This window comes from Streptomyces sp. NPDC046203, assembly GCF_040646255.1.
Classification (GTDB): domain Bacteria; phylum Actinomycetota; class Actinomycetes; order Streptomycetales; family Streptomycetaceae; genus Streptomyces.
In genome coordinates, this window is record NZ_JBEYZX010000014.1 from 20,991 (window position 1) to 44,038 (window position 23,048).

A 23,048-nucleotide genomic window follows, 5' to 3' on the forward strand; every position below is an offset into this window, starting at 1 on the left:
GCGGCGCGCGGCATGGCGTGGGACGAATGGGACCGGCTCAAAGCGGACGCGGCGGCGCGCGGCGGCCCGGAGCACATGCGGATCGACCAGATCGCTCCCGACCCCGGTGGCGGAAGCGCGACCAGTGCGGTGACGCAGGGGCTCAAGTCGACCCAGGCCGCCTGGAACAAGGCGGGCGAGAGGGTGGGCGGGCTGCGCGAGGGGGTCGGTGAAGCCCTCACGAAGCTGTCCGACGGGCAGAACGGGCTCGGCGACCAGGCAGGATGCCTGACCGCCGGCGCGCAGACGGACCTGTACGACTCCTGGGCCCGTTACGTGAAGTCCGTCGGCGAGAAGTGCGGCGACGTCAAGGGAGTGCTGGAGCAGGTGGGGCACGACCTGCTCCTCACCGACGAAGGGGTGAACGCCGCCTTCGGCAACATCGACCTCAAGTACGCCGACACGCCCGCCGTCGGCGGCGACGGCGCGGGACGGTGACGGCGGCCATGGACCTCGCGACACTCAAGAACCTGAAGCCGGCCGAGTTCGAGCAGGCGGCCGACGGCTACCGGGCGGCCGGCACCATGGCCAGTGCGGCAAAGGACGAGATCGACAACGTCGTCATCGCCGGCATGAACAAGTCCCTCAGCGGCAAGGCCCTGGAAGCGGCGGTCGCCGAGCTGAAGAAGCTGTCCGCCAACTTCCACTACACACAAGCCGAATGCGGCTCGGCCGCGGTGGCACTGGGCGGCTTCGCCTACGAGATGAGCGCCGCCCGTACGAAGCTTCTGGCCGCGCTCGACGACGCGGCGGCCCGGAACTTCACCGTCGGCCCCGACGGCAGCGTCACCTACCCGGAGGCGCGGCCCGCCGACTCCGCCGAGAAGCCGTACAGCGGCGGCACGGTCGGCGGGCTGGCCGGCGACTCCGCCGATCCGACCGTCCAGGCGATCGGCCGGCAGGCGGCGAACGCCGACCCCAATCCGCATCACGCGGAGGCCCTCGCCCTCGCGGAGCGCATCGCCGGGGCCTTACGGGAGGCCACCGAGGCCGACACCAAGTGGGAACCGAAGGTCCGGGCGCTGAAGGCCGACGACGATCTCACCGTCTCCGACCGCGACTGGGCGGACGCCCGGTCCGACTCCCAGGGTGTCGCCAAGGCCGCCGCCCCCTACCTCGACAGCATCACGCCCCCGCCCGGGCACGGCACCCCACAGCAGAACGCCGACTGGTGGAAGGATCTCACCGCCGAGGAGCGGGACGCGTATCTGTCGGTGCGTCCCGATCTCCTGGGCAAGCTGGACGGCCTCCCCTCCGACGTCAGGGACGAGGCGAACCGGACCGTGTTCGACGAGAAACGGGCCGAGTACCGGATCAAGCTGGATTCGATCCCGAAGCCGCCCGCCAGTGAGTGGACATGGATCAACGCGGGCGGCTATCCGGCCAAGGTCCACACCGACGAGTGGATGGCCTGGGACAGGAAGTACGGCGACGAATACCGGCGCCTGTCGGCGTCCCTGCACGGGATGGAGTCGCTCCAGAACCGCTTCGACGACACCGGGAAGGAAGGGCTGCCGGAGGCGTACCTGCTCGGCTTCAGCCCGGAGGGCAACGGTCGCGCCATCGTCGCGAACGGGAACCCGGACACCGCGCACCACCAGGCGGTCTACGTGCCGGGCACGACGTCCAATCTGGACGGGATCGGCGGCGACATCGACCGTATGACCGAGCTGTGGCGTCAGACGAACGCGGCGTCACCGGGCGCCTCGGTCTCGACCATCACCTGGCTCGGTTACGACGCCCCGCAGAACGTCGTCAAGGACGCTCCGTTCGAGCACTACGCCTACGACGGAGCCCCCGCCTACCGGGACTTCATGGACGGGCTCGACGCCTCGCACAGCGGCTCCGGCGAGCCGCACCGCACCGCCATCGGCCACTCGTACGGCACCACGCTCATCGGCGCCGCCGCCCAGACCGGCGACCTGAACGCGGACGACGTGATCCTCGCCGGCAGTCCCGGCGTCAAGGTCGGGTCGGCCGAGGAGATGGATGTGCCGAAGGGGCATGTATGGAACGAGGAGGCCGACGACGACCCGGTGCCCGACATCGGCCGCTGGGGGCACGGCGGCAGCCAGTGGCGGCTGGGCGGCGGGGTGTTCCTCATTCCCAGCGACGAGGTCTTCGGCGCGAACCAGATGAACACGCACGCCGAGGGCAGCGGGCCCTCCGCCACGTCGGGATCCGAGGGGCACAGCCAGTACTGGGACCGGGGCTCGACCGCCCTGAAGAACCAGGCACTGGTCGTGGTCGGTGAATACGGTGACGTCACGGCTCCCGAGTAGCGGGCGGCGCGCTCCCCGGTGCCGTCGCGCGCGGGGGGGGCAGTCGTCGCGTACGGAAACGGCCGTCGCGTACGGAAACGGCCAGGCAACCGAGACAACAGAGACAGCCGAGGCAACCGAGGACTCCTATGCACCGCCCATCACGCCCGGCCCGGCTCCCCCGCCTGGCCGGCACCTCCCTGGCATTCGTCCTGACCGGTCTTCTCCTCAGTGGATGTGGCATGACTGACAGCGGTTCCACCGATTCCCCCGGCGGCGACGCCGGCACGCCCTCCGACGCGACACCGCCGCCCGGGTCCAGGATCCCCTTCGGAGGTACGGCGGCGACCGCCGACGTGGTCGCGGCGGTGAAGGAGACCTCCAGCCGGCTCTACGCATTCGCGGGCGTCCCCGGCAAAGCCTCCGAGCCCGGCCCCGGGGTCAAGGAGTGCGAGGGCAGAGACCCGAAGACGTACTTCCAGGTCTACCACCCCTGGAACTTCAAGCCGGAGTCCGGAGCCGACAACGACGTCGCCATGGCGAACCTGAAGGAGAAGCTGAGCGCGGGCGGTTGGACGGTCATGGACTCCTACCGCGACAACAGCGCGAACAAGAACCTCAACCTCGTCGCGGACAACGACGCCGAGAGGCTGAGCGTCTGGATCGTCGCGTACAGCAAGCGCGCCACCCCCAGCATCGGCCTCACGGTCACGTCCGCCTGCTACCGGGTGCCCGAGGGGCAGACGGTCGACCACTTCTGACCTCCCGGGAGCGGGCGCCTGTGATGTGCGGCGCCCCCGCCCGCCCGTAGGAGATACGGGCGGGCGGGGGCGCCGGGCCGAGGGGCGTCAGCAGTGGGGCACGGGTTCGTTGTACGAGCTGTCGTCGAGGTACACCCTGCTCACCCAGACGCCCTTGTTGCCGCTGTCGTCGTCGCCCTTGAACCAGACGGAACTGGTGTGGCCCTTGTCCGTGAAGGTCAGGCCGCTCACATAGCAGTAGACGCCATGCTTACCCGCGTACAGGATGCCTGCACGCTGAGAGATCGGCACCCAATAGGTCCACGCGCTGTACTTGAAATTCAGGCCGTAGACGGCCCGCGTCGACGCGAGCGAGTCCTGCGCCGCCTGGGCCGGTGCGGCGGTCGCCGCCAGGCCTGCCATGCCCAGGGCGGCGGCGCTGAGCATGGCGACTGCGGAACGCTTGAGCTTCATCATGCGAATCCCCTCCGGAGCGCTTGCGCTGTGTGTCGGCTGTACGTCTACGGCAACGGAACCGTCGTGGGGCACCGACACCCGGAAGCCCCGGCATCCCCGCCAGGGCCGGGACAACCGACCGACCTGGCGGGGGCGGGCGCCGCTGCCGCTGCGCGTCAGCAGTGAGGCAGGTCCGCGTTGTAGGAGCTGTCGTCGAGGTAGACCCTGCTGACGTAGACGTTGACGAAGCCTTCGTCGTCGTTGGTCTGAAGCCAGACGGTGCTGGTGTGGCCCTTGTCCGTGTAGCTCACGCCATTGGTGTAGCAGAAGACGTAGTTGATGCCCGCGTTCAAGTGGCCCGCGTGCGTGGAGGTGTACGGGTCCGGGGTCTTGTGGGTCCACGAGGAGTACTTGAAGTTCAGCCAGTACTTGGTCCGCGCCAGTGTCGGCGCGGCCGACGGCGCACCCGCCGAGACGGTCGCGTCCCGGGTGGTGGCCGCCTGCGCCGGCGCCGTCGTCGCCGCCAGGCCGGCCAGGCCCAGGGCGGCGGCGCTGAGCATGGCGACCGCGGAGCGCTTGAGCTGCATCATGGGGATCCCCTCCGTTGCACTGCGTGTGGGCCGTGCTTACGCCACAACGATGCGATGGCCACGAGGCGCACCGCGCATGGTTTTGGCTCCGGCCAAAACGACGGCCCCGAGGCGAGTTGACGAGGAGCTTCAGGCGCCCTCAAGGAGGCGGCAGCCCAAGGGAGTTGTGGCATGGATGACGCGCTTGCCGTCGCGCCGGGAGGAGACGAGTCCGCTGTCCCGCAACACGGCCAGTTGCTGGCTGACGCTCGGCAGGGACATCCCCGTCGCCTCGGCGAGATCTGACGTCGTGGCGTACGCGAGCGAGGCGGCCTCGTGCAGGAGCGCGGCGCGGGTGGTGCCGAGCAGGCGGGGCAGCGCGTCCGGGGAGGCGAGGGCCTCGTGGGTCTTGTCGACCGGGTAGAGGAGCACCGGCCGCAGTTCGTCGTCGGCCATGGTGACGGGCCGCCGCCAGCAGAAGTACGACGGCACCAACAGCAGTCCCCGGCCCCGCAGATGGAGATCGCGCTCGACCGGATAGTCGACGGACAGGACGGGCGGCTCCCATGCCGCCATCGGACGCAGGCTGTTCAACAACGCCTGTGTGCCGCCGTCCACGACGGCGCGGGTCCGCAGGGCCAGGTCGACGGCCACGGTCGCGCCGATGCGTTCCCACAGCGGCGCGATGAACTCCCCGTGGTACGTACGGAGGTTGGCACCCAGGGAGGCCAGCGTGGCCGCGTCCCCGCGCGCCAGTTCCGCGCCCGCCCACGGTCTGCCGCCGGTCTGCGCCAGCAGGGTCAACTCGTGGCGCAACCGCCCTCGTGGCGTCGCGAGCACCCGCTCGATGCCCGTCTGCAAGGTGGCGGGGCCGCCCTCGACGTGCGGGGTGAGGAAGTCCGGGAAGTAGGCGGCCCTCGGCACCAGGCTGTGCAGCGCCGACGCCGCCGTCCGGGCCGCCGCGCTCCGCCGGACCAGATGCGCGACTCTTTTCCGCCACGGATCGAAGGCGACGGCCCCTTCACGCGTCTGTAACTGGCACAGACTGCACACGATCTCCCATAACGGATCCGGGCCCCGGGCGATCCGTACGGTCTCCAGGTCACTGCTGGTGAAGTGGATGCGCAGCATGGCGTCCCCCCGTCGGCCACTGTCTCCGCTAAAAATCCTTACCACACAGAACATTCCAGGCAAGGGCTATCTCAGCCAAGGCCGGCGCGCGAGGCGGCCCGCGATCGAGGGGCATCGCCACGGTCCCGGCCCCTCCGCCCCCATGGACCCGGAATCGGCCCCACCGGCGCCGCCCGACGCCGTCCGACGTCATCCGGCATCGCCCGACGTCATCCGGCGGCCATCGGAGCGCATGAATCGCGCCAACTACCTTACTCACCCGTAAAGTTCATCTGCTCTCGCCGTGAAGAGCTTGTGCCCATGACATGCCCTCGTCATCATGGCGCTTGCGCACTCCATCTACCCGCATAGATCCCTTGCGCGGGCGGCTTACGGGGGCGCTTCCAGGTACCTCCGCCCCACCCTGCGCCGGCTTCCGGCAACCCCGCACCAGCCATCCCCCATGCAGGAGGAACGATCCCCGTGAGACCTCGTCCCACCCGACGACGCGGCACCCTCACCGCCACCGCGGCCACCCTCGTCGCCCTCTTCGCGGCCCAGACGCTGAGCGCCGCCGCCACCGCCACCGCGGCTTCCGCCAAGACCCCGGCCCCGTCCCACGGCCGGACCGCCGCGGCCGCCGCCCTGGCCCACTCCCACGCGACCACCAAGGCCGCGGTCACCTCGGCCCAGGAGCGGGCGGCCCGGGACATCGCGCGTTCGCTCGGCGACGCGTCCTGGAGCAAGCACCTGCGTACGGCGGCCCTGAAGTCCGCCGACGTGCCCGTCACGGCCCAGGCGACCGGCGCCCTCAAGACCCGGCTCGCCGCCGCCGACCGCGACATCGCCGAGGCCAAGGGCCTCAACGCCGCCAAGACGGGCGCGCTCCTCCAGCTCCGCCTCGGCGCCGACTCGATGCGTTCCGCGCTCTCCGCCGGCGAGGAGCCGTGGGTGGCCGCGGCCGTCTCCGACGACGACGCGACCACCATCACCGCGTACGACAGCGAGGGCGTGGCCCACGTCCTGGACGCCCGCACCGAGCCCTCGCACCCCGTGTACGTCGTCGACGTCGACGGCGACAAGGCGCTCGCGGCCGGCCTGGACGTCATGCGCCAGGAACTGACCAACGCCGGCGTCGAGTCCGCCGCGCCCCAGACCGTGACCGCCGCCGCTCCGGCGGCCACCGCCCCGAAGACGGCCGCTGCCGCCGCCACCGCGGGCTTCTGGACGACCAAGATCACGGCCGTCAACGTCAAGGACGTCAAGGAGCCCTGGTTCAAGGGCGCCGCCGAGATCTACAGCCTCGTCAGCGGCTTCGGCCAGGACGGCAAGGTCCGCGTCGACCCCGTCGACATGCCGTACCTCGACAAGGCGAACGTCGTCTACCGGCCGAACCAGATCCTCGTCAACTGGTCGTACTACAAGTACAACCTGGCCGACGCCGTCATGATGGAGGAGGACGGCAGCACCAACTACCGCGACCTCGCCAAGGCGATCGCCGCCGTCCTGCTCACCATCGTCGACCACGGCGCCTACATCCCGCTCGTCAACGCCATCCTGGACGCCATCCCGGACAACTGGTGGACCGACGACCCGGACTACGTCGACAGCTGGTACACCCTGGCCCAGGCCAACAAGGGCACCTACTACGGTGCCAGCAACAACGGCTACATGACCGTCGAACCGTACTTCGTCTCGCAGCTCTGACGCGAGCCGAGCACACGCCTCAGCACCAGCACCAGAGCTGACACCGCTCTGACATCGCTCTGACACACGGGGCACGGGACCTGGACCCGGCATGAACGGGGTCTGCGGGGAGGGACATTCCCCGCAGGCCCTTCCGTGTTTCCCGGCGGAGCGACGGGTGCGGCCCGTGCGATACGGCCCTGTCAGGGCACCTCACCCCGGCTGCGGCGATTCACGTACGCCGTCGAGGCGCTCAGCCGTTCCGCCGGGGTGGCCACCCGTACGCTGTCCGGCTCGCAGTCCCACTCCAGGCCGCCGCCGATGGGCCGCACCTGGAGGTAGGGGCCTTCGTGCCCCATGACGGTTCCTACCTTGCCCGTACCCGTGTCGATCACGTACGAGCCGATGGGCGGCTTCATCCCCGCCCCCTTTCGCTCCCGTGCCGCGCGTCGACGGAGCCGGCCGGACCCGAAGAACCCACCGGACACAGCAGGTCCACCGGGCCCGTCGGGTCGGGCGCGCAGTCCGCGTAGACCTTCAGAAGCGCCTCGGTCAGCTGCCGCGCCGTATCCGCCGGGCAGCGCCCGAGGTCGACCAGCGGCGCCCGGGGAGGCTCCACGCCCAGCGTGACCGCGTCGAGGCCGAGCGACGGCAGGGTGATCCCGACCCGTTCGAGCGCGTCACCCAATTCCCTCACCGCCTCACAGACTTCCTCCGTCGATCGCATGTTGTCGTTTTCCATCAACCGCTTCCTTTCCGGTTCAATTCCCGCTTGAGGCAACCAGAGTGGCGGACGATCCGTAGAATCGGGATACGCACTGCGAGTACAACAGTGCTGTGCCAGATGGGAGTTAATCCATGGCCAAAGCCAAGAACAAAGAAGTCTGGGAGTTCTTCGGTGAACTCCTCAAAGAACGACGCGAAGCGGCGAACCTCAGCCGGAACGAGCTGGGTGTACGGGTGTTCGTCTCCGGCACCTACATCCGCCTGTTCGAGGAAGCCGTACGAAAGCCCCAGCTCGACGTGGCCGAGCGCATCGACGTGGTGCTCAAGACCGACGGCATCTTCGCCCGGACGTGCCGCAAGCTGGTCAACGGTTCGCCGTACGCGACCTACTTCAACGACGTGGCCGAGCTGGAGGCCCAGGCCACGAAGCTCTGCGAGTTCGCACCGACCGTCATGCCGGGGCTGCTCCAGACCGCCGAGTACGCGCGAGCGGTGACCATCGCGGCAAACCCGTTCGCCTCGGAGGAATACATCGAGGAGAAGGTGAGTTCGCGTATTGATCGGCAGGTAATACTGCAGGACGAAACACGCCCGGAGTACTGGGTCGTCGTACACGAGAACACCCTGCTCACTCCTGTGGGTGGACCCGAGGTCATGGCACGGCAGTTGGAGCACATCGCGGAACTGATCCGTAAGCGCTGGCTCCTGGTCATGGTTCTGCCGCGCGACACTGGGGCGCATGCCTCCATGGGCGGCTCGCTCAAGCTCATGGACTTCGCGGATCAACCGCCGGCGGCCTACACGGAGACGGAGTTCTCGGGGACACTCCTGGACGATCCGGCGGTGGTGAAGGAGGCACAGCGCGCCTACGATCTGCTCAGGGTCGCCGCGCTGTCGCCGGAGGCGTCCCTGGCCCTGATCGAATCGGCGGCGGAGGATTTCAGACGATGCGCCAGTACGACCTGACCCGCGCCCACTGGTTCAAGAGCTCCTACAGCAACGGGCACGGCGGCGACTGCGTCGAGGTCTCGTATGACTTCACCAGCGCCTCTTGGCGAAAGAGCTCCTACAGCAACGGTGAAGGGGGCGACTGCGTCGAGGTCTCCTACGACTTCACCGGCACCACTTGGCGGAAGAGCTCCCACAGCAACGGCGAAGGAGGCTCCTGCGTCGAGGTCCTGGACGGCGTCCCCGGTGTGATCCCCGTCCGTGACAGCAAGGTCCCCGACGGTCCCGCCCTCGTCGTCCCGGAGGCCGCCTGGGCGACCTTCGTCGACGGAGTGAAGGCGTGACGGCCCCCTCGCCCCGAATACGACTGGACGACAACGTCGTCCTGCGCCGATTGGAAGACCCGGGGGATCTTCCCGAACTCCACCGGGTCATCGGCGAATCACTCGACCACCTCGAACCGTGGATCTCCTGGACCGAGGTGTACAGCCTGGAGTGGACGGCGACGTTCCTGTCCCGGCGGGTCGAACGATGGGGACAGAACGAGTACACGTACGCGGTCGTCCTCGACGGAGCGATCGCCGGTGCCTGCCAGTTGCACCGGTACGACCACATCCCTAACGACGCCTACGAGATCGGCTACTGGCTGCACCCCGCCGCCACCGGCCTCGGTCTGGCCACGCGGGCGGTACGGGCCCTGGTGGAGCAGGCGTTCGGGATGCCGGACGTCGCACGGCTCATCGTGTCCCACGACGTCGACAACCACGCCAGCGCTTCCGTCCCCTCGCGCCTCGGCTTCACCGAACTGCCGACACCCGTCCTGGACGACGGCGTCGAGACCCGCGTCTGGCACCTCGACCGCCCCTCGCCCTCACCCTCATCCTCGCCCTCGCTCTGAGCCGCGCGACCACCCGGCCGGGCGCGCCGCCCCTACTCGTACCGGTACTTCAGCGACTCCGCCTCCATCCGCTTGATGTCGGCGATCGTCAGCTCCGGCATCCGCAACTGGGCCAGGGTCACCTCGGCCGAGGTCGGCTGGGCGTCCGCGGGCAACCACTCCTCCGGCTTCCAAGCCGCGCTGCGCATCAGCGACTTGGGGCAGTGCGGGTAGACCTCCTCGATGCCCACCACCAGCGCGCTGGCGGGCGGCTTACCCACGGCCGTCAACTGCGACAGCAGCTCCGGACGGGTGGAGATACAGGCGCGGCCGTTCACCCGGAGCGTCGTGGTGCGCCCCGGGACGAGGAACAGCAGCCCGGCCCGTCCGGTGGCGAGCACGTTCTGCCAGGTGTCCAGCCGCTTGTTGCCGGTCGCGTCCGGAATCGCCAGCGTCCGGTCGTCCAGGACGGCGACGAACCCGGCGGGACCCCCGCGCGGCGACACGTCGCAGTTGCCCTCGGCGTCCGTACTGGCGACCATGACCAGCGAGGAACAGCCGATCAACCGCCGCGTCTGCGCGGTCAGTTCGGTCATCTGCTTGCGCCTGGCCCCCTCACTCGGAAGCGCGTACACCTGGCGCAACTCCTCCTGGTCGCGCACGGCGTCGCGGCGGAGCGAGTCAAAGACACTGTCATCAGCGGGTGTCGTCATGCCCCGACCCTATGGGGGACCGCCCCGCAGTGGATCTTGCCCTGAAGGTCACGAACCGCTCCTCCTCCAACCGGGCCGCGACCGCGAGCCCCGCTGCCTCCAGGAGCGCGGCGATCCGCGCCGCGGGCAGGCGGTGGGACTCGTACGACACGGGGAGTCCGCCGTACGCCTCGGTGGGCCTGCGGCGCTCCCCCGAACCGATGTGCCCCGCGAGCATCAGCAGCCCGCCGGGAGCCAGCGCGCGGCGGAACTCGGCGAAGACGTCGGGCAGGAGCGCGGGCGGGGTGTGGTGGGTGGAGTAGTACGCGAGGAGGCCGGCGAGCGCACCGTCGCGGACGGGCAGCGCGGTCATCGACGCGACGGCGAACGGCAGATGGGGGTAGGCCCCGCCGGCGAGTTCGGCCATCCGCCCGGACAGGTCGAAACCAAGGGCTTGTACGCCGCGCTCCGCCAGGTACGCGGTGACCCGCCCGGGCCCGCACCCCACATCCGCCACCGGCCCCGCGCCCGCCGTCTCCTCGGCGAAGGCGTCCAGCATGGCCCGGGACAAGGGATCCAACGCGGCGGGTGGCGGCACGAGTTCGGCGTACGCGGCGGCGACAGTGTCGTACGACTCCCGCACCGCCGCGAGGTAGGCGGGCTCGGCGGGCTTGGTGATCTCGGCAGGCTTGGTGCTCTCGGTGGGCTCGGTGCTCTCGGCCATGGGGCCGCACCCTACGCCCACCGGGCCCGGGCGGTGCTCACGGCGCCGTGAGACCGGGGCGCCTCGACGCCGACAGCCCCAGCGCCAACGCCAGGAGGAAGAGGCCGGCCGACACCAGCCATGCCCCCGCGCTGCCGGCCGGGTAGAGGGCGAGGGCCCACCAGGTGTGGGTCGCGTGGCCGCCGGCGTCGTGGGCGCGGCCGAGCATCAAGTTGAGGATGAGGAACGCGAGTCCGGCCACTGTCGCGGCGGCCTCGTTGGAGAGCCGCCGGACGAGGAGGGCGAGGGCGAGGAGCAGAGTGACGTTGCGGGCGAAGTCCAGGCCCACCACGAGGCCGGCGCCGTGCGCGAGCAGCACGGTGAGGGCGACGGCGCCCTGGTCGAGCCGGTGGACGGGGACGACCGCCGTGGTCTCGGCCGCGAGGAGCCGCCGGTCCAGGCAGTACATGACCGCGACGACGACGATGACGGGGGTGAAGTAGGTGACGCGGGCCCCCGCCATTCCGCCGTTCAAACTCGGCACGGGCACCTCGCCGGTCCCCACCGTGCCGCTCGTCAGCACGAGCAGGACGAGCGCGACGGGGACGGTCCACCAGCGTCGTACGACGAACGTGTAGCGGTTCACGAGGCGATCCCGGAGCAGGACTCCCGGCTCACCGCGGCCTTGCCGAACCAGTCGAGCTGCCGCTTGGCCGACAGACGGCGGACTTCCTGGAGCGCGGTCCATTCGCCGTCGGGCATCGACTGGCGCACGGTCTTCTCGTCCGTGCCGATCGCCAGGGCGGCCCAGCCCGTGGGGACGGCCCCCGCCCGCCGGCAGTCGGCCGTCCCGGCGAGCGCGGCGGTACCGATCACGGCCGACTGGGCCAGATTCGCCGCGTACTGGTCGGCATCGGGCCGGGCGTCGCGCGGCGGGAGCCCCCAGAACAGAGGCCATGTGCCCGCGTCGAGCGGGGACGCGTCGGAGGTGATGCGAAGCTCCCGGGGTGCGGTGAGGCCGGCGGCCTCCAGGCGGGCCAGGGGGGCCAGCGCGTCCCGCCGCAGCTTCTCGGCGTACGGCCGGTACTCCGGCGGCACACACACGCGCGGCGCCTCGCCCACGCATGTCAGGGCGATGTCGCGCGGGCTCGTCGGCCGTTCGTAACCCCAGTCGGCGACCAGGACACGGCCGGTGCCGAAGGTGATCGCCAGTACGGCGAGGGCGGCGCACACGCCCCAGGTCCGGCGGCGCATCCGCACGAGGAGTCCGGCGGCCAGCGCCAGCGCCGCGACGACGGCCCACGGCACGGCGTACGCGGCGGTTGTACGGATGTCGGTGACCGTCGACGCCCCGTCGATGAAGCCGCCGAGGTGGCGCGGCCAAGGGCTGTTGGAGGTGTGCGGCAGGACGAGCCAGGCCCAGCAGCCGATCCCGGCGACCGGCGCCGCGATGCTGCGCGGCAGCGCCTCACCCACGAACCAGCCGATGACCAGCCAGCCGAAGGGAAGCACGATCAGATGCACCACGGCGAGCCAGCCGGCCCCGCCCGGCCACACGCCCGTGGCCCTGCGCGCCATGACGAGCGCGCCCGCGACGAGCAGGAGGTGCAGGATCAGTACCGGTGTGACGGCGCGGAAGAGCTGTCGGGGCGCACGGCGCGCGCCGACGGTACGGAGGGGCCCCAGGAGGCGGTGGCGCCCGGCTTCCCACGCGGAGGCCCCGGCCACCGCGGGCGCGATGATCGCCATGCCGTAGGCCGCCAGCTCGCCGGGCTCCACTCCGTACCCGGAGGATGCGACGAAGGTGGCACTATCGATGTACAGACCGGCGTAGAGCATGGCGGGCAGCACCAGCCAAAGCACGGCCAATGAACGGAAGTTCGCCCATGTGATCACTCGGCCGCCTCCAGCAGCGAGGCGTACGCGCTCTCCAGGCGCCGGCCCGGCGCGGCGTCGGGTCGCGCGTGGGCGTCGAACTCCTCGACCGTTCCCTTGAACCTCGCCCGGCCCGATTCGAGGACGACGACCTCGTCGAACGCCTCGTCGAGGTCGCCGATGTCATGGGTGGAGACGATCACGTGGACCGAGCCCCGCAGCGAGATCAGCAAGTCGAGGAATCTGCGCCGCTGATGCGGGTCAAGACCCACGGCGGGTTCGTCGAGAAGCAGCAATTCCGCCTCGTGGACAAGGGATTGAGCGAGGGCGATCCGCTGTTGCTGGCCCCCTGAAAGGGTCTTGACCTTGTCGTTCATCCGGTCGGCGAGGCCGACCCGTTCGATCGCCTCCGGAGCCGCGCGCCAGGCGTCGCGTTCCCGCATTCCCTTGAGCCATCCGACGTACGCGACGTGCTCTCTGCACGTCATCCCGGGGAGGAATCCGGGGCGTTGCGGCAGCCAGGAGACTTTGCGCCGGTACGTTCGGGCGCTCCCGCGATTCGCCGGGTCGAGGGAGCCGTAACGGACGCTTCCCGACTGAGGCTTCGAGGCGCTGGCGCCGAGGGAGAGAAGCGTGCTTTTACCCGCGCCGTTGGGGCCGAGGAGAACGGTGTGGCCGGGCGAGAACTCCAGATCGATCCGGTCGAGAACGGGTCGCGATGTCCGGGAGTACCGGAACGTGCAGGACTGGTAGTGCAAGGGCATGGAAAGCACCTCGGCCGAGGGCACCTCCGGCACCACGCCGCTGGTGCGATCGGTGCGATCGGCGAACTCGATCGTGGTCGTTCCACCCGTGCCCTCCCGGCGAGGGGATGCGCGCCGGGCGCGACTCCTGTCAGGTCTCCGGGCCAACTCGCCGGAATGGTGGATGGGTTGGTCGATGCGGGCTTCGCGAACGTATCCAGGCATACGAGAAGCGCTCAACCAGGAGGTGCTTTCCGGCCGGAAGTCCGTCACCTTGGCTACCGGCGCGGGGCGCCGTCGGACCCGGGGCGCGGCTGGGATCACGCAGGGCGCCGGGCCCGGTGCGCCGCCGGGCTCGCGGCGCACCGTCGGGCCCGGTGGCCGGCCGGGCCCGGTGCGGCTCAGCTCTTGCCGAGGGTGCGGCCGAGGAGGGCGAGCAGTCGCTCCCAGTGGCGTTCCAGGCCGGAGGGGCTGAACGCCTCGGTGTCGGCCATGGTGAAGCCGTGGGTCGTGTCCGGGTAGATCTCGCAGGTGTCGCGGGCGCCCGCCGCGTCCAGGGCGTCGAAGAGCGTGCGGGTGATCTCCGGCGTCATGTCGCCCTCGGCGAGGCCGAGATGGACCTCGGCGGCCAGCGTGGGGATGAGGAGGTGCGGGCTGTCGGGCTCCTCGTTGACCACGGCGGCGGGGTGGAACCCGGCGACGGCGGCCACCCGGTCGGGGTGGGCGGCGGCGGTGCTCAGCGCGAGCATGGCGCCGATGCAGTAGCCGGTCACGGCGACCGGCCCCTCGGCGACCTCCGGCCGGCCGGCGAGGAAGTCCAGGTATGCCTCGGCGTCGCGCAGGACGCGTTCGGGGGTGACGCTCTCCCTGAGGAGGGGGACCAGCTCCGCGAAGATCTCGGGCCGGCTCTCCGTGGCGATGAACGCGGGGAGCTCGACCACCGGCGCCGGGCCGTGGCGGTAGTAGAAGTTGGGGACGAGGACGTAGTACCCGTGGCCGGCCAGCTCGCGGGCCATCTCCTCCAGCACGGGCCGCACGCCGAACACGTCCATGTACATCAGCACGGCCGGGTAGCGCCCGCCGCCGTCGGGGTAGGCGGCGAAGGCGTCGGCCTGACCGTCGGGGGTGGGGACGCGCAGCGTCTGGGTGGGCATGAATCGTTCTCCTGTCGTGGTCGAACGTCGTCGAACCCGTCGAGCGCCGCCGAGCGCCGTCGAACTCGTCGAACTCGCCGAACTCGCCGAACTCGTCGGTGTCTGCTCCATCGACATCCGTGTCCGGTGGCGGCGGCGGGAGCGGGAGCGGGAGCGGACAGACCCTAGCCCGCCCCGGGCCCGGGCCGCCGTGCCTTTTCTCCGCGTGGCGAAGGTTCCCCCTGGTGGCGGACCCGTAGCGGCCCCGAACTCCGGACGTCCCTCCGCCGGTGGAGCGCGCGGAGACCGGATGGAACCGTAACTGCCGTTTGCTGCACGCCAGTTCATGGATTCGTAAGGGATCGTCCGGAAAATCCTTGTACGGGCGGGGCGGCGAGCGCCTACCCTGCGGCCGTGATCGACTGGAACAGCATCGAAGCCGCCGACTACGCCGTACCCGGCGACCGGCCCCTGAACAACCTCGTGGACGAACTCTCCCGCGCCCTCGCGGACCCCGACCCGGCGATCCGGGACGGCGCACCCTACGGCGTTCTCGCGACCTGGATAGAGCGCGGGACGATCGGGCCCGAGCGGCGGCTGGAGCTGGGGGACGAGATGGCCGCCCGGTTCGCCGATCCGCGTACCGAGGCCCGTACCTTCGCTCCCCTCGTCCTCGACATGCTGGTGGGCGCGGGGGACTTCAAGGCCGACTGGGTGGACGCGTTCGCGCGCTGGTATCCGGCGGAAGCGGATCTGCGCGGCCACGACGAGACCCTCGGCTGGCTGCACGCGGTGGCGCACGGCGCGGACCTCCTCGCCTCCTTCGGCCTCCACCCCGAGGTGACGCCGACGCGGATGCTCGACCTCGCCGCCGCCCGGCTGACGGCGCCCACCGACCATGTCTACGACCAGTTCGAGGACGACCGCCTCGCCCGCGCGATCGGCCGGGTCCTCACCCGCGCCGACCTGAGCGCCGACGACTCCACCGGCTGGCTGGACGCGATCGCCGACCGCTTCGGATCCGACCGCGTCAGCACCCCGGTGCCCGCCCACATCAGCAACTGTCTGCGCACCCTGCGCCAGCTCTACGTCCTCGCCGACCGGGGCGTGCGCGCCACCTTCGACTCGCCTGCCGTGCCCCTGCGCCACGGCGCGGCGGTCAAGGCGGCCGTGGCGGTCACGCTGGACCGGATCGTCAGACGCTGACCCGGGGGGGCGGGGTCCCTCCGGCCCCTCCGGCCCCTCTGGCCCCTCTGGCCCCTCCGGTTCCGCCGAATCCCGCCACCTCGGACAGCGTCCCCGAACCGCCGCCCGGGCGGAATCCCCGCACGGGAGCCCGCCCGGAGCTCCATGCCCCCTCCACACTCCGGGATTCTGACGGGCGGCCCTCCCGGTAGCTCCGGTTCCGGACCTACTCTCCCGTTATGTCGATCTTGAATCCGATACCCCTCCTCCAGGGCCGGGGCGGCGCCACCCTGTCCGCCGAGCCGGACTGCCTGGTCTTCGAGCGGCCCGGCGAGGAGCTGACGATCCGCCTCAGGGCCGTCGCGCGGGTACGGGCCGAGGAGCGGGCGGTGGCCGTCGAGCTGCGGGCGCGGGCCGGGGCGGAGCCGCTGGTGTACCGGATCGACGACGTGAGCGAGGTCTCCGCGACCCTCTTCACCAAGGGTGTGAACGCGCTGCTGCCCAAGCCGGGGGCGGCCGAGGAAAGCACGGACGGCGAGGAGGGCAAGGACAACAAGGGCGACGGGGGTGACGGGGGTGACGGGGGTGACGAGGAGATCGACGGCGCCGCGTTCGCCGTCCTGCGCACCCGGCGGCCGGCCTGGCGCCGGCGGTTCCTGCACCGGATCAAGTGGCTCGTCCTCGGCTGCCAGGGCCTGATGGCCGTCATGAGCGTGGCCGCGCTCGTCGCGGGCGACGCGGGCACGGCCCTCGCCATGGTGCCGTTCGGTTTCATCGCCACGGCCGGGTTCGGCGTCGGCGGCTATCTCCTGGGGAACTGGCGCCGCGAGCGGCGCCTGGTCAAGCGCGGTGTCACCGTCGTCGCGGAGATGGCCGAGCCGGGCACGTACCTCTACCGGGACCCCACCGGCATCCGGCGGGTCCTGCCCCACTGGGGCGAGGGGCCCGCCGTGCCGGTCGCGTACGACGCGCGGGATCCGTCGGATGTCGTGGCGCTCCAGCTTCCGGCCGCCCGACGGCTGAACGCGGGGTTCGGCGCCTTCCTCACCTTCTGCGCGCTCGACGCGGTGGCGATGATGGCCGTCTTCCTGGACGGGGCCCGCTAGGACCGAGGCCGTTCCCCGCTTGAACGCCGCCTGCCCCGCCCTCGGGGACCCATGCAGGCGTTTTTCGACCGGGATCACTCCCGCCGGGCCGGCGACGGACGTGCCGAGGTGCGGCCGGGCATCGCGGCGGTGCGCGAGGACGCAACGGCGGATGCCACGCACCCCGGGGCACGTGGCATTCTGGGAAGGAACCCGAGACTCCCTTTGAGAACCCATAAGTCAGCCTTATGGGGCCATAGACCGGGGGCGGGTACTGATCATCCTTCCGTGTTATTTAGGCTGGCCTAAGTGTCGGCGGCTGCGCCGCCACCTCGTTTGTGTGAAGGGAATCCAGACATGCCCCGCCCCCTCCGGGTTGCGATCGTCGGCGCCGGCCCCGCCGGTATCTACGCCGCCGACGCGCTGCTGAAGTCCGAGGCCGCTGCCGAGCCGGGCGTGTCCATCGACATCTTCGAACGGATGCCCGCGCCCTTCGGCCTGATCCGTTACGGCGTCGCGCCCGACCACCCGCGCATCAAGGGCATCATCACCGCCCTCCACCAGGTCCTCGACAAGCCGCAGGTCCGCCTCTTCGGCAACATCGACTACGGCACCGACGTGCACCTCGACGACCTGCGCGCGTTCTACGACGCGGTGGTCTTCTCCACCGGCGCGATGGCCGACCGCGAGCTGCGGATCCCGGGCGTCGAGCTGGACGGTTCGTACGGCGCGGCCGACTTCGCGTCCTGGTACGACGGGCACCCGGACGTGCCGCGCACCTGGCCCCTGGAGGCCGAGAAGGTCGCCGTCCTCGGCGTCGGCAATGTCGCCCTCGACATCGCCCGCATCCTCGCGAAGACCGCCGAGGAGCTGCTGCCGACCGAGATCCCGGCCAACGTCCACGAGGGCCTCAAGGCCAACAAGGCCACCGAGATCCACGTCTTCGGCCGCCGCGGCCCGGCGCAGGCCAAGTTCAGCCCCATGGAGCTGCGCGAGCTGGACCACTCCCCGAACATCGAGGTCATCGTCAACCCCGAGGACATCGACTACGACGAGGGCTCGATCGCCGAGCGGCGCAAGAACAAGCAGACCGACATGGTCGCCAAGACCCTGGAGAACTGGGCGATCCGCGACGTCGGCGACCGCCCGCACAAGCTCTTCCTGCACTTCTTCGAGTCCCCCGTCGAGATCCTCGGCGAGGACGGCCGGGTCGTCGGCCTGCGCACCGAGCGCACCGAGCTGGACGGCACCGGCAACGTCAAGGGCACCGGCCAGACCACCGACTGGGACGTCCAGTCCGTCTACCGGGCCGTCGGCTACCTCTCCGACGAGCTGCCCAAGCTGCCGTGGGACGTCGCCGCCGGCACGGTCCCGGACGCGGGCGGCCGGGTCATGGAGGGCGACGCCCCCATGCCCTCCACGTACGTCACCGGCTGGATCCGCCGCGGCCCCGTCGGCCTCATCGGCCACACCAAGGGCGACGCCAACGAAACCGTGGCCAACCTGCTCGACGACCACGCGAACGGCCGGCTGCTCTCCCCCGAGTCCCCGGAGGAGGCCGCGGTCGTGGCCTTCCTGGAGGGCAAGGGCCTCACGTACACGACGTGGGAGGGCTGGTACAAGCTCGACGCCGCCGAGAAGGCGCTGGGCGAGCCGCAGGGCCGCGCGCGCGTGAAGATCGTCGAGCGCGAGGACATGCTGCGCGCGAGCGAGGCCGTCACGCCGAAGCAGGCGTAGGGGCGTACGGGCGTACGGGCGTACGGGCGTACGGGCGTACGGGCGTACGAACGCAGTAGGCGTACGCCAGTGGGGCGGGTCGGCCGGGTTTCCGGCGGGCCCGCCTCCGTCGTGTCCGGGCCCGGTCGGTTTCCGCCTCCGCCGGGGCCCGGCACCGCCGGATCCCGGTTCCCGAGCGCCCCGGCGCCGCCAGGTCCCGGCTCCATCCGTCAGATCCCGGCGGCCCCCGGGCCCGCGCCGGGAGCGACCAGACCCGACTCGTACGCGACGATGACGAGCTGGGCCCGGTCGCGCGCGCCGAGCTTGCCCATGATCCGGCTGACGTGGGTCTTCGCGGTGAGCGGACTGAGGCCGAGTGTCTCCGCGATCCCGGTGTTGTTCAGGCCCCGGGCCACCAGGGTGAGCACCTGCCGCTCACGCTCCGACAGATCCTCCGGCCCGGCGTCGCCGCCCCGGACGGGCGCCTCGGGTGCCGCGAGGACCCGGGAGATCAGCCGCGCGGTCGGGCCGGGCGAGAGCAGCGACTCCCCCGCAGCGACCGTACGGATCGCGGCCAGCAGCTCCGCCGGGCGGATGTCCTTCACCACGAAGCCGGACGCGCCCGCCCGCAGCGCCTCCAGGATGTGTTCGTCCGTGTCGTACGTGGTCAGGACGAGCACCCGGACCCCGGCCAGGTCGTCGTCGGCGGCGATCAGCCGGGTGGCCTCGATGCCGTCGAGTTCCGGCATCCGTACGTCCATCACGACCACGTCCGCGCGCGCCGAGCGGACCAGCTCCACCGCCTCCGCGCCTGTGCCCGCCTGCCCGACGACCTCCATGTCGGGCGCCGAGTCGACGAGCATCGCGAAGGACGCCCGTACCAGCGTCTGGTCGTCGGCCAGCAAGACCCTGATCACACCGCTCGCACCGCTGGCGCCGCTCACACCGTTCGCACCACTCACGCCGTCGCCTCTCCCGTCTCGCTCGCCGGCTCGCTCGGTGCCTCCCGCATGTCGAGCGGCAGCGCAGCCCTGACCTCGAAGCCCCCGGCCCCGTCCGCGCGCGGACCGGCGTCCAGGGTGCCGCCCACGCTGCGGGCCCGCTCGCGCATGCCGAGGATCCCGTAACCGGAATCACTCGATCCGGGACTGCTCGTCACCCTCTCCTGGAGCGCCGGGCCGTCCACCAAGCCGTCCACCGCACCCTCGTCACGGACCCGTACCGTCAGCGTCCGCGCCCCACCTGTCCCACCCACCTCACCCGCCACGCCGATGTCCACCCGTACCGCCGCGCCCGACCCCGCGTGCCGGACGGCGTTGGTCAGCGACTCCTGCACGATCCGGTACGCCGTCGCGCCGACCGCCGCCGGGACCCGTACGTCCCCGATCCGCACGGTCAGCTCACCGCGGGCCGCACGGACCAGGTCCGGCAGTCCGGCCAACCCGGGCAGCGGGCCCTGCTGGAGGGCCGGGCCGTCGGCGCGCAGCACGTCGAGCGTCGCCCGCACCTCGGCGCGGGCCTCCCGGCAGGTGTCGGCGATACCGTCGAGGGCCCGAGCGAGCGCCGCCCGGTCCAGCCGGCCGGGGTCGGCGACCAGCAGATGGGCAGCGACGGAGGTCTGCACCCCGACGAGGGTGATGGAGTGGGCGAGCAGGTCGTGCAGATCGCGGGCGATCCTCAACCGCTCGTCGGCGACCCGCTGTTCGGCCAGTCGCTCCGCTTCCCGTTCGGCCTTCTCCACGGCGCTCGCCGCCAGTTGGCGGTGCAGCCGGATGCTCGTACCGAACACCATGATCGCGATCACCCAGCCCGACACCCGCAGGATGTCCGCGTAGTCGTGGGGACTGACCGCGAGTTGGATGACCAGCTCGATACCGGTGACGGCCGCGCCGACGGTGGCGGTGCGACGCGGCGAGCCGGTCACGGCGACGGTGTAGAGCAGCACCAGCGAGGCGGGGATGGGGGCCACGTGCATGTAGTCGAGCGCGTGGTACGGCGCCACCAGGGGGATCTGCGCCAGCAGCGCGGGCATCGGGTGGCGGCGGCGCCAGACCAGCGGGACGTGCAGCCCCAGGAGCAGCGCCCAGCCGAGGGCGTCGGGCCGTCGGCCGTCGACGACCAACTGGGCGGACAGGGCCGACATGAGCGCGAGTCCGGCAGCGATCGCGGCGTCGCGCCGCACCGGGTGCGGCGCGTCCCGTAGATCGCGGGTGAGAGCGGCGACGAGGTCCACGAGCCCCATCCTGCCTCCGTACAAAGGTAGTTGGGAGACTCCGGAGGAGATGGCCGGGATGGCCGGGGCGGGATGCCCACTCCCGGCCCGACCTCCGTTCCCCGCCTCGACCGGCTCTACCAGCCCGGTCGGCCCAGTCAGTGGGCGCGGCCCGAACGCCCTTCATAATCCGGCCTGTTGCCAGGATCCGGCTGCCCGCCGCCAACCACATGGCGCCGGGACAGCGGGCCGGGCCACCACACCCGGTGGTTCAGCAGCACGCTCGCACCCGTCACCAGGTATGTACGGACGAGGAAGGTGTCGAGCAGCACGCCGACCGCGATCACCAGGCCGATCTCCGCCAGTTGCACCATCGGCATGTTGAGCAGGACGCCGAAGGTGGCGGCGAGGACGAGACCCGCCGAGGCGATCACTCCGCCGGTGGTGCGCAGCGCGGTCAGCGCGGCAGCCCGGGGTTCGGCGCCCGCCAGGCATTCCTCGCGGGTCCGGTGCATCAGGAAGATGCCGTAGTCGACGCCGAGGGCGACCAGGAAGACGAAGGAGAGCAGCGGCAGGCTCTGGTCGGTGCCCGCGTAGCCGAAGACCGGTTCGAAGACCATGCCGCCGATACCGAGGGCGGCGCCCCAGACGGCGACGACGGCGGCGACCAGCAACAGCGGCGCGACCAGGCTGCGCAGCAGCAGGATCAACACGATCAGCACCGAGACGAGAACGAGCGGGACGACGACCCTGGCGTCCCGGGCGCTGGTCTCGGTCAGGTCGATCTGTTCGGCGCTCGGGCCGCCGACGAGCGCGCCGTCCCCCACCTCGGCGCGCAGATCCGCGCGCAGGCCCTTGATGGTGGCGGTCTCCCCGGAGGTCTGCGGCGCGGCCTTCGCGAGCACGGTGATCTCGGTCCAGCCGTCGGCGCTGCGGCCCTTCTCGGCGCTCAGCACGCCGTCGGCGGCCCGGGCGGTACGCAAGGCCGCGGTCGTGTCGGGGGTCTTGGCCATCACGGTGATCGGCTGGGTGCCCTGCTCCGGGTACGCGGCGGCGAGCGTGCGCATCACGGAGATGGATTCCGGCTCGGTGGTGAAGGTGTCCTGGATCTTGAGCGAGCCCGGCAGGTTGAAGACGCCGAGCGAGAGCGCCCCGAGGGCCGCGATGCCGACGGCGAGGACCGCGACCGGCCGGCGGCCGGCGGAGGACCCCATGGCGGCGAACAGTGAACGGCGGGCCGCCTTGGGCGCGGAGCCGTACGCCGGGACCCGCGGCCAGAACACCCGGCGTCCGAGGAGCACGAGCAGCGCGGGCAGCAGGGTCGTCATGGCGGCCAGCGCGCACAGCACGCCGACGGCGGCGGCCGGGCCCATGCCCCGACTGGTGTTCATGTCGGCGGCGAGCAGACAGAGCATGCCGACGCTGACGGTGCCGGCGGAGGCGAGGACGGCGGGGCCGCAGCCGCGCAGGGCGGCGCGCATCGCGTCGTACGGACGGGCGAAGCGGCGCAACTCCTCGCGGTACCGGGAGATGATCAGCAGGGCGTAGTCGGTGCCCGCGCCGAAGACGAGGACGGTCATGATGCCGGTGCTCTGGCCGGAGACGGACAGGTCGAAGCCTTGGTTGAGGGCGTACGCGACGGCCATCGCGAGGTAGTCGGCGACGCCCGCGGCGACCAGCGGGACCAGCCACAGCAGCGGGCTGCGGTAGATCAGGACGAGCAGGATCGCGACGACGGCGACGGTCGTGTAGAGCAGCGGCCCGTCGAGCGAGCCGAAGACCTCCTGGGCGTCGGCGCTGAACGCGTCGGGCCCGCCGACCCGGCCGGTGACCGTCGCGCGGATGTCCTTCACGTACGCGATGCGGTCCCCTTTCTCCGCGCCGGGCTCGTTGCTGGAGACCGCGTACATCACGGTCGTGCCGTCCTTCGAAGGCACCGCGCTCGGGGGGAAGTTCAGCCGGTGTCTCGCCGCGACCCCGGCGACCTCGCGGGCGGCGACGGCCCGGTCGGCGGGCCCCAGACCACCGTCCCGGTGGTAGACGAGGACGAGTTCGGTGACCTCGCCGCCCGGCAACTTGTCGACGAGTTCGGCGACTTGGGTGGAGTCGGCACTGGCGGGCAGATAGTCGACCGGCCGGTCCTTCTGGACGTCGCTCAACTTGGCGGCGAGCGGCGCGGCGAGCGCGATGACGACGACCCACAGGGCCAGCAGCCCCCAGGGCACAACGCGCCCGCGCTGCCCGCCCGTTCCCTCCTCCAAGGTCCCCCTCCGCGTGCCGTGCTGGGCCTCC

Annotated in this window: 24 protein-coding genes; 10 read left to right on the forward strand and 14 right to left on the reverse strand. The window is 71.3% G+C overall.

Annotated elements, in window-relative coordinates; genetic code table 11:
* Positions 1–12 precede the first annotated feature (12 nt).
* From ABZ990_RS13875 to ABZ990_RS13885, 3 genes are all read left to right on the forward strand, one after another.
* Positions 13–477: a hypothetical protein gene (locus ABZ990_RS13875; RefSeq protein WP_361230251.1), complete on the forward strand. Its 465-nt coding sequence runs from the start codon at positions 13–15 to the stop codon at positions 475–477.
* An 8-nt stretch (positions 478–485) separates the two neighbouring features.
* On the forward strand, positions 486–2,321 hold the full coding sequence (locus ABZ990_RS13880; RefSeq protein ID WP_361230254.1) for an alpha/beta hydrolase: 1,836 nt from the start codon (positions 486–488) through the stop codon (positions 2,319–2,321).
* Between the two features lie 221 nt (positions 2,322–2,542).
* Complete coding sequence (locus ABZ990_RS13885; RefSeq protein WP_361230257.1) at positions 2,543–3,061, forward strand: hypothetical protein; 519 nt, start codon at positions 2,543–2,545, stop codon at positions 3,059–3,061.
* Positions 3,062–3,148: 87 nt separating this feature from the next.
* Here ABZ990_RS13885 and ABZ990_RS13890 read toward each other — a convergent pair whose 3' ends face one another.
* The 3 genes from ABZ990_RS13890 to ABZ990_RS13900 form a co-directional block, all read right to left on the reverse strand.
* Positions 3,149–3,517 (reverse strand): hypothetical protein, encoded by a 369-nt coding sequence (locus tag ABZ990_RS13890; RefSeq protein WP_361230260.1) that lies wholly within the window; start codon positions 3,515–3,517, stop codon positions 3,149–3,151.
* A gap of 155 nt (positions 3,518–3,672) precedes the next feature.
* Positions 3,673–4,086, reverse strand: a complete 414-nt coding sequence (locus tag ABZ990_RS13895; protein ID WP_361230263.1) for a hypothetical protein — start codon at positions 4,084–4,086, stop codon at positions 3,673–3,675.
* 129 nt (positions 4,087–4,215) lie between these two features.
* Entirely contained in the window at positions 4,216–5,196 is a 981-nt protein-coding gene (locus tag ABZ990_RS13900; protein WP_361230266.1) for a DUF5937 family protein, read from the reverse strand.
* A gap of 462 nt (positions 5,197–5,658) precedes the next feature.
* On the opposite strand from ABZ990_RS13900, the gene ABZ990_RS13905 reads away from it, so the two are divergent.
* The gene (locus ABZ990_RS13905) at positions 5,659–6,882 is read left to right on the forward strand and encodes a DUF3103 family protein (RefSeq protein ID WP_361230269.1); all 1,224 of its coding nucleotides are present in this window, start codon (positions 5,659–5,661) and stop codon (positions 6,880–6,882) included.
* 182 nt (positions 6,883–7,064) lie between these two features.
* Here ABZ990_RS13905 and ABZ990_RS13910 read toward each other — a convergent pair whose 3' ends face one another.
* Positions 7,065–7,280 carry a hypothetical protein gene (locus ABZ990_RS13910; protein ID WP_361230272.1) on the reverse strand — a complete coding sequence of 72 codons (216 nt, stop codon included), beginning with the start codon at positions 7,278–7,280 and terminating at the stop codon, positions 7,065–7,067.
* A complete protein-coding gene (locus ABZ990_RS13915; protein WP_361230275.1) occupies positions 7,277–7,603 on the reverse strand; it encodes a hypothetical protein in 327 nt (108 codons plus the stop codon). Before ABZ990_RS13915 ends, ABZ990_RS13910 begins: the two co-directional genes overlap by 4 nt.
* 116 nt (positions 7,604–7,719) lie before the next feature.
* Between ABZ990_RS13915 and ABZ990_RS13920 the strand changes: the two genes are divergently transcribed.
* Genes ABZ990_RS13920 through ABZ990_RS13930 form a run of 3 tightly spaced genes read left to right on the forward strand, consistent with a single transcriptional unit; the run spans position 7,720 to position 9,433 of the window.
* On the forward strand, positions 7,720–8,553 hold the full coding sequence (locus ABZ990_RS13920) for a helix-turn-helix transcriptional regulator (protein ID WP_361230278.1): 834 nt from the start codon (positions 7,720–7,722) through the stop codon (positions 8,551–8,553).
* On the forward strand, positions 8,535–8,879 hold the full coding sequence (locus ABZ990_RS13925; protein ID WP_361230281.1) for a DUF397 domain-containing protein: 345 nt from the start codon (positions 8,535–8,537) through the stop codon (positions 8,877–8,879). The genes ABZ990_RS13920 and ABZ990_RS13925 overlap by 19 nt, the downstream gene beginning before the upstream one ends.
* Positions 8,876–9,433 carry a GNAT family N-acetyltransferase gene (locus ABZ990_RS13930; protein WP_361230284.1) on the forward strand — a complete coding sequence of 186 codons (558 nt, stop codon included), beginning with the start codon at positions 8,876–8,878 and terminating at the stop codon, positions 9,431–9,433. Before ABZ990_RS13925 ends, ABZ990_RS13930 begins: the two co-directional genes overlap by 4 nt.
* Before the next feature lie 32 nt (positions 9,434–9,465).
* On the opposite strand, the gene ABZ990_RS13935 is transcribed toward ABZ990_RS13930, so the two are convergent.
* The 6 genes from ABZ990_RS13935 to ABZ990_RS13960 form a co-directional block, all read right to left on the reverse strand.
* Positions 9,466–10,125 (reverse strand): MSMEG_1061 family FMN-dependent PPOX-type flavoprotein, encoded by a 660-nt coding sequence (locus tag ABZ990_RS13935; RefSeq protein ID WP_361230287.1) that lies wholly within the window; start codon positions 10,123–10,125, stop codon positions 9,466–9,468.
* Positions 10,109–10,828, reverse strand: a complete 720-nt coding sequence (locus ABZ990_RS13940) for a class I SAM-dependent methyltransferase (RefSeq protein ID WP_361230290.1) — start codon at positions 10,826–10,828, stop codon at positions 10,109–10,111. The genes ABZ990_RS13935 and ABZ990_RS13940 overlap by 17 nt, the downstream gene beginning before the upstream one ends.
* A 37-nt stretch (positions 10,829–10,865) precedes the next feature.
* A complete protein-coding gene (locus tag ABZ990_RS13945) occupies positions 10,866–11,453 on the reverse strand; it encodes a hypothetical protein (RefSeq protein WP_361230293.1) in 588 nt (195 codons plus the stop codon).
* Positions 11,450–12,703, reverse strand: a complete 1,254-nt coding sequence (locus ABZ990_RS13950; protein ID WP_361230296.1) for a hypothetical protein — start codon at positions 12,701–12,703, stop codon at positions 11,450–11,452. Before ABZ990_RS13950 ends, ABZ990_RS13945 begins: the two co-directional genes overlap by 4 nt.
* Entirely contained in the window at positions 12,700–13,446 is a 747-nt protein-coding gene (locus ABZ990_RS13955; RefSeq protein WP_361230299.1) for an ATP-binding cassette domain-containing protein, read from the reverse strand. The genes ABZ990_RS13950 and ABZ990_RS13955 overlap by 4 nt, the downstream gene beginning before the upstream one ends.
* Before the next feature lie 380 nt (positions 13,447–13,826).
* Positions 13,827–14,579: a dienelactone hydrolase family protein gene (locus ABZ990_RS13960; RefSeq protein ID WP_361230302.1), complete on the reverse strand. Its 753-nt coding sequence runs from the start codon at positions 14,577–14,579 to the stop codon at positions 13,827–13,829.
* Between the two features lie 393 nt (positions 14,580–14,972).
* Here ABZ990_RS13960 and ABZ990_RS13965 point away from each other — a divergent pair, with 393 nt between their 5' ends.
* From ABZ990_RS13965 to ABZ990_RS13975, 3 genes are all read left to right on the forward strand, one after another.
* Positions 14,973–15,764, forward strand: coding sequence for a DUF2785 domain-containing protein (locus ABZ990_RS13965; RefSeq protein WP_361230305.1), 792 nt, complete (start codon positions 14,973–14,975; stop codon positions 15,762–15,764).
* A 218-nt stretch (positions 15,765–15,982) separates the two neighbouring features.
* Complete coding sequence (locus ABZ990_RS13970) at positions 15,983–16,849, forward strand: hypothetical protein (protein ID WP_361230309.1); 867 nt, start codon at positions 15,983–15,985, stop codon at positions 16,847–16,849.
* 336 nt (positions 16,850–17,185) lie between these two features.
* Entirely contained in the window at positions 17,186–18,565 is a 1,380-nt protein-coding gene (locus ABZ990_RS13975; RefSeq protein WP_361230312.1) for an FAD-dependent oxidoreductase, read from the forward strand.
* A 209-nt stretch (positions 18,566–18,774) separates the two neighbouring features.
* Here the strand turns inward: ABZ990_RS13975 and ABZ990_RS13980 are convergent, their stop codons facing one another.
* The 3 genes from ABZ990_RS13980 to ABZ990_RS13990 all read right to left on the reverse strand — a co-directional run bounded on the left by ABZ990_RS13980 (position 18,775) and on the right by ABZ990_RS13990 (position 23,017).
* Positions 18,775–19,461 (reverse strand): response regulator transcription factor, encoded by a 687-nt coding sequence (locus ABZ990_RS13980; protein WP_361230513.1) that lies wholly within the window; start codon positions 19,459–19,461, stop codon positions 18,775–18,777.
* 41 nt (positions 19,462–19,502) lie between these two features.
* Positions 19,503–20,786: a histidine kinase gene (locus tag ABZ990_RS13985; protein WP_361230315.1), complete on the reverse strand. Its 1,284-nt coding sequence runs from the start codon at positions 20,784–20,786 to the stop codon at positions 19,503–19,505.
* 128 nt (positions 20,787–20,914) lie between these two features.
* Positions 20,915–23,017 (reverse strand): MMPL family transporter, encoded by a 2,103-nt coding sequence (locus ABZ990_RS13990; RefSeq protein ID WP_361230318.1) that lies wholly within the window; start codon positions 23,015–23,017, stop codon positions 20,915–20,917.
* Positions 23,018–23,048: the final 31 nt, after the last annotated feature.

Coding starts and splice junctions, on each gene's coding strand:
- ABZ990_RS13875 (WP_361230251.1), top strand. CDS start 13: ATGGCGTGGGACGAATGGGACCGGCTCAAAGCGGACGCGGCGGCGCGC.
- ABZ990_RS13880 (WP_361230254.1), top strand. CDS start 486: ATGGACCTCGCGACACTCAAGAACCTGAAGCCGGCCGAGTTCGAGCAG.
- ABZ990_RS13885 (WP_361230257.1), top strand. CDS start 2,543: ATGACTGACAGCGGTTCCACCGATTCCCCCGGCGGCGACGCCGGCACG.
- ABZ990_RS13890 (WP_361230260.1), bottom strand. CDS start 3,517: ATGATGAAGCTCAAGCGTTCCGCAGTCGCCATGCTCAGCGCCGCCGCC.
- ABZ990_RS13895 (WP_361230263.1), bottom strand. CDS start 4,086: ATGATGCAGCTCAAGCGCTCCGCGGTCGCCATGCTCAGCGCCGCCGCC.
- ABZ990_RS13900 (WP_361230266.1), bottom strand. CDS start 5,196: ATGCTGCGCATCCACTTCACCAGCAGTGACCTGGAGACCGTACGGATC.
- ABZ990_RS13910 (WP_361230272.1), bottom strand. CDS start 7,280: ATGAAGCCGCCCATCGGCTCGTACGTGATCGACACGGGTACGGGCAAG.
- ABZ990_RS13915 (WP_361230275.1), bottom strand. CDS start 7,603: ATGGAAAACGACAACATGCGATCGACGGAGGAAGTCTGTGAGGCGGTG.
- ABZ990_RS13920 (WP_361230278.1), top strand. CDS start 7,720: ATGGCCAAAGCCAAGAACAAAGAAGTCTGGGAGTTCTTCGGTGAACTC.
- ABZ990_RS13925 (WP_361230281.1), top strand. CDS start 8,535: ATGCGCCAGTACGACCTGACCCGCGCCCACTGGTTCAAGAGCTCCTAC.
- ABZ990_RS13935 (WP_361230287.1), bottom strand. CDS start 10,125: ATGACGACACCCGCTGATGACAGTGTCTTTGACTCGCTCCGCCGCGAC.
- ABZ990_RS13940 (WP_361230290.1), bottom strand. CDS start 10,828: ATGGCCGAGAGCACCGAGCCCACCGAGAGCACCAAGCCTGCCGAGATC.
- ABZ990_RS13955 (WP_361230299.1), bottom strand. CDS start 13,446: ATGCCCTTGCACTACCAGTCCTGCACGTTCCGGTACTCCCGGACATCG.
- ABZ990_RS13960 (WP_361230302.1), bottom strand. CDS start 14,579: ATGCCCACCCAGACGCTGCGCGTCCCCACCCCCGACGGTCAGGCCGAC.
- ABZ990_RS13970 (WP_361230309.1), top strand. CDS start 15,983: ATGTCGATCTTGAATCCGATACCCCTCCTCCAGGGCCGGGGCGGCGCC.
- ABZ990_RS13975 (WP_361230312.1), top strand. CDS start 17,186: ATGCCCCGCCCCCTCCGGGTTGCGATCGTCGGCGCCGGCCCCGCCGGT.
- ABZ990_RS13985 (WP_361230315.1), bottom strand. CDS start 20,786: ATGGGGCTCGTGGACCTCGTCGCCGCTCTCACCCGCGATCTACGGGAC.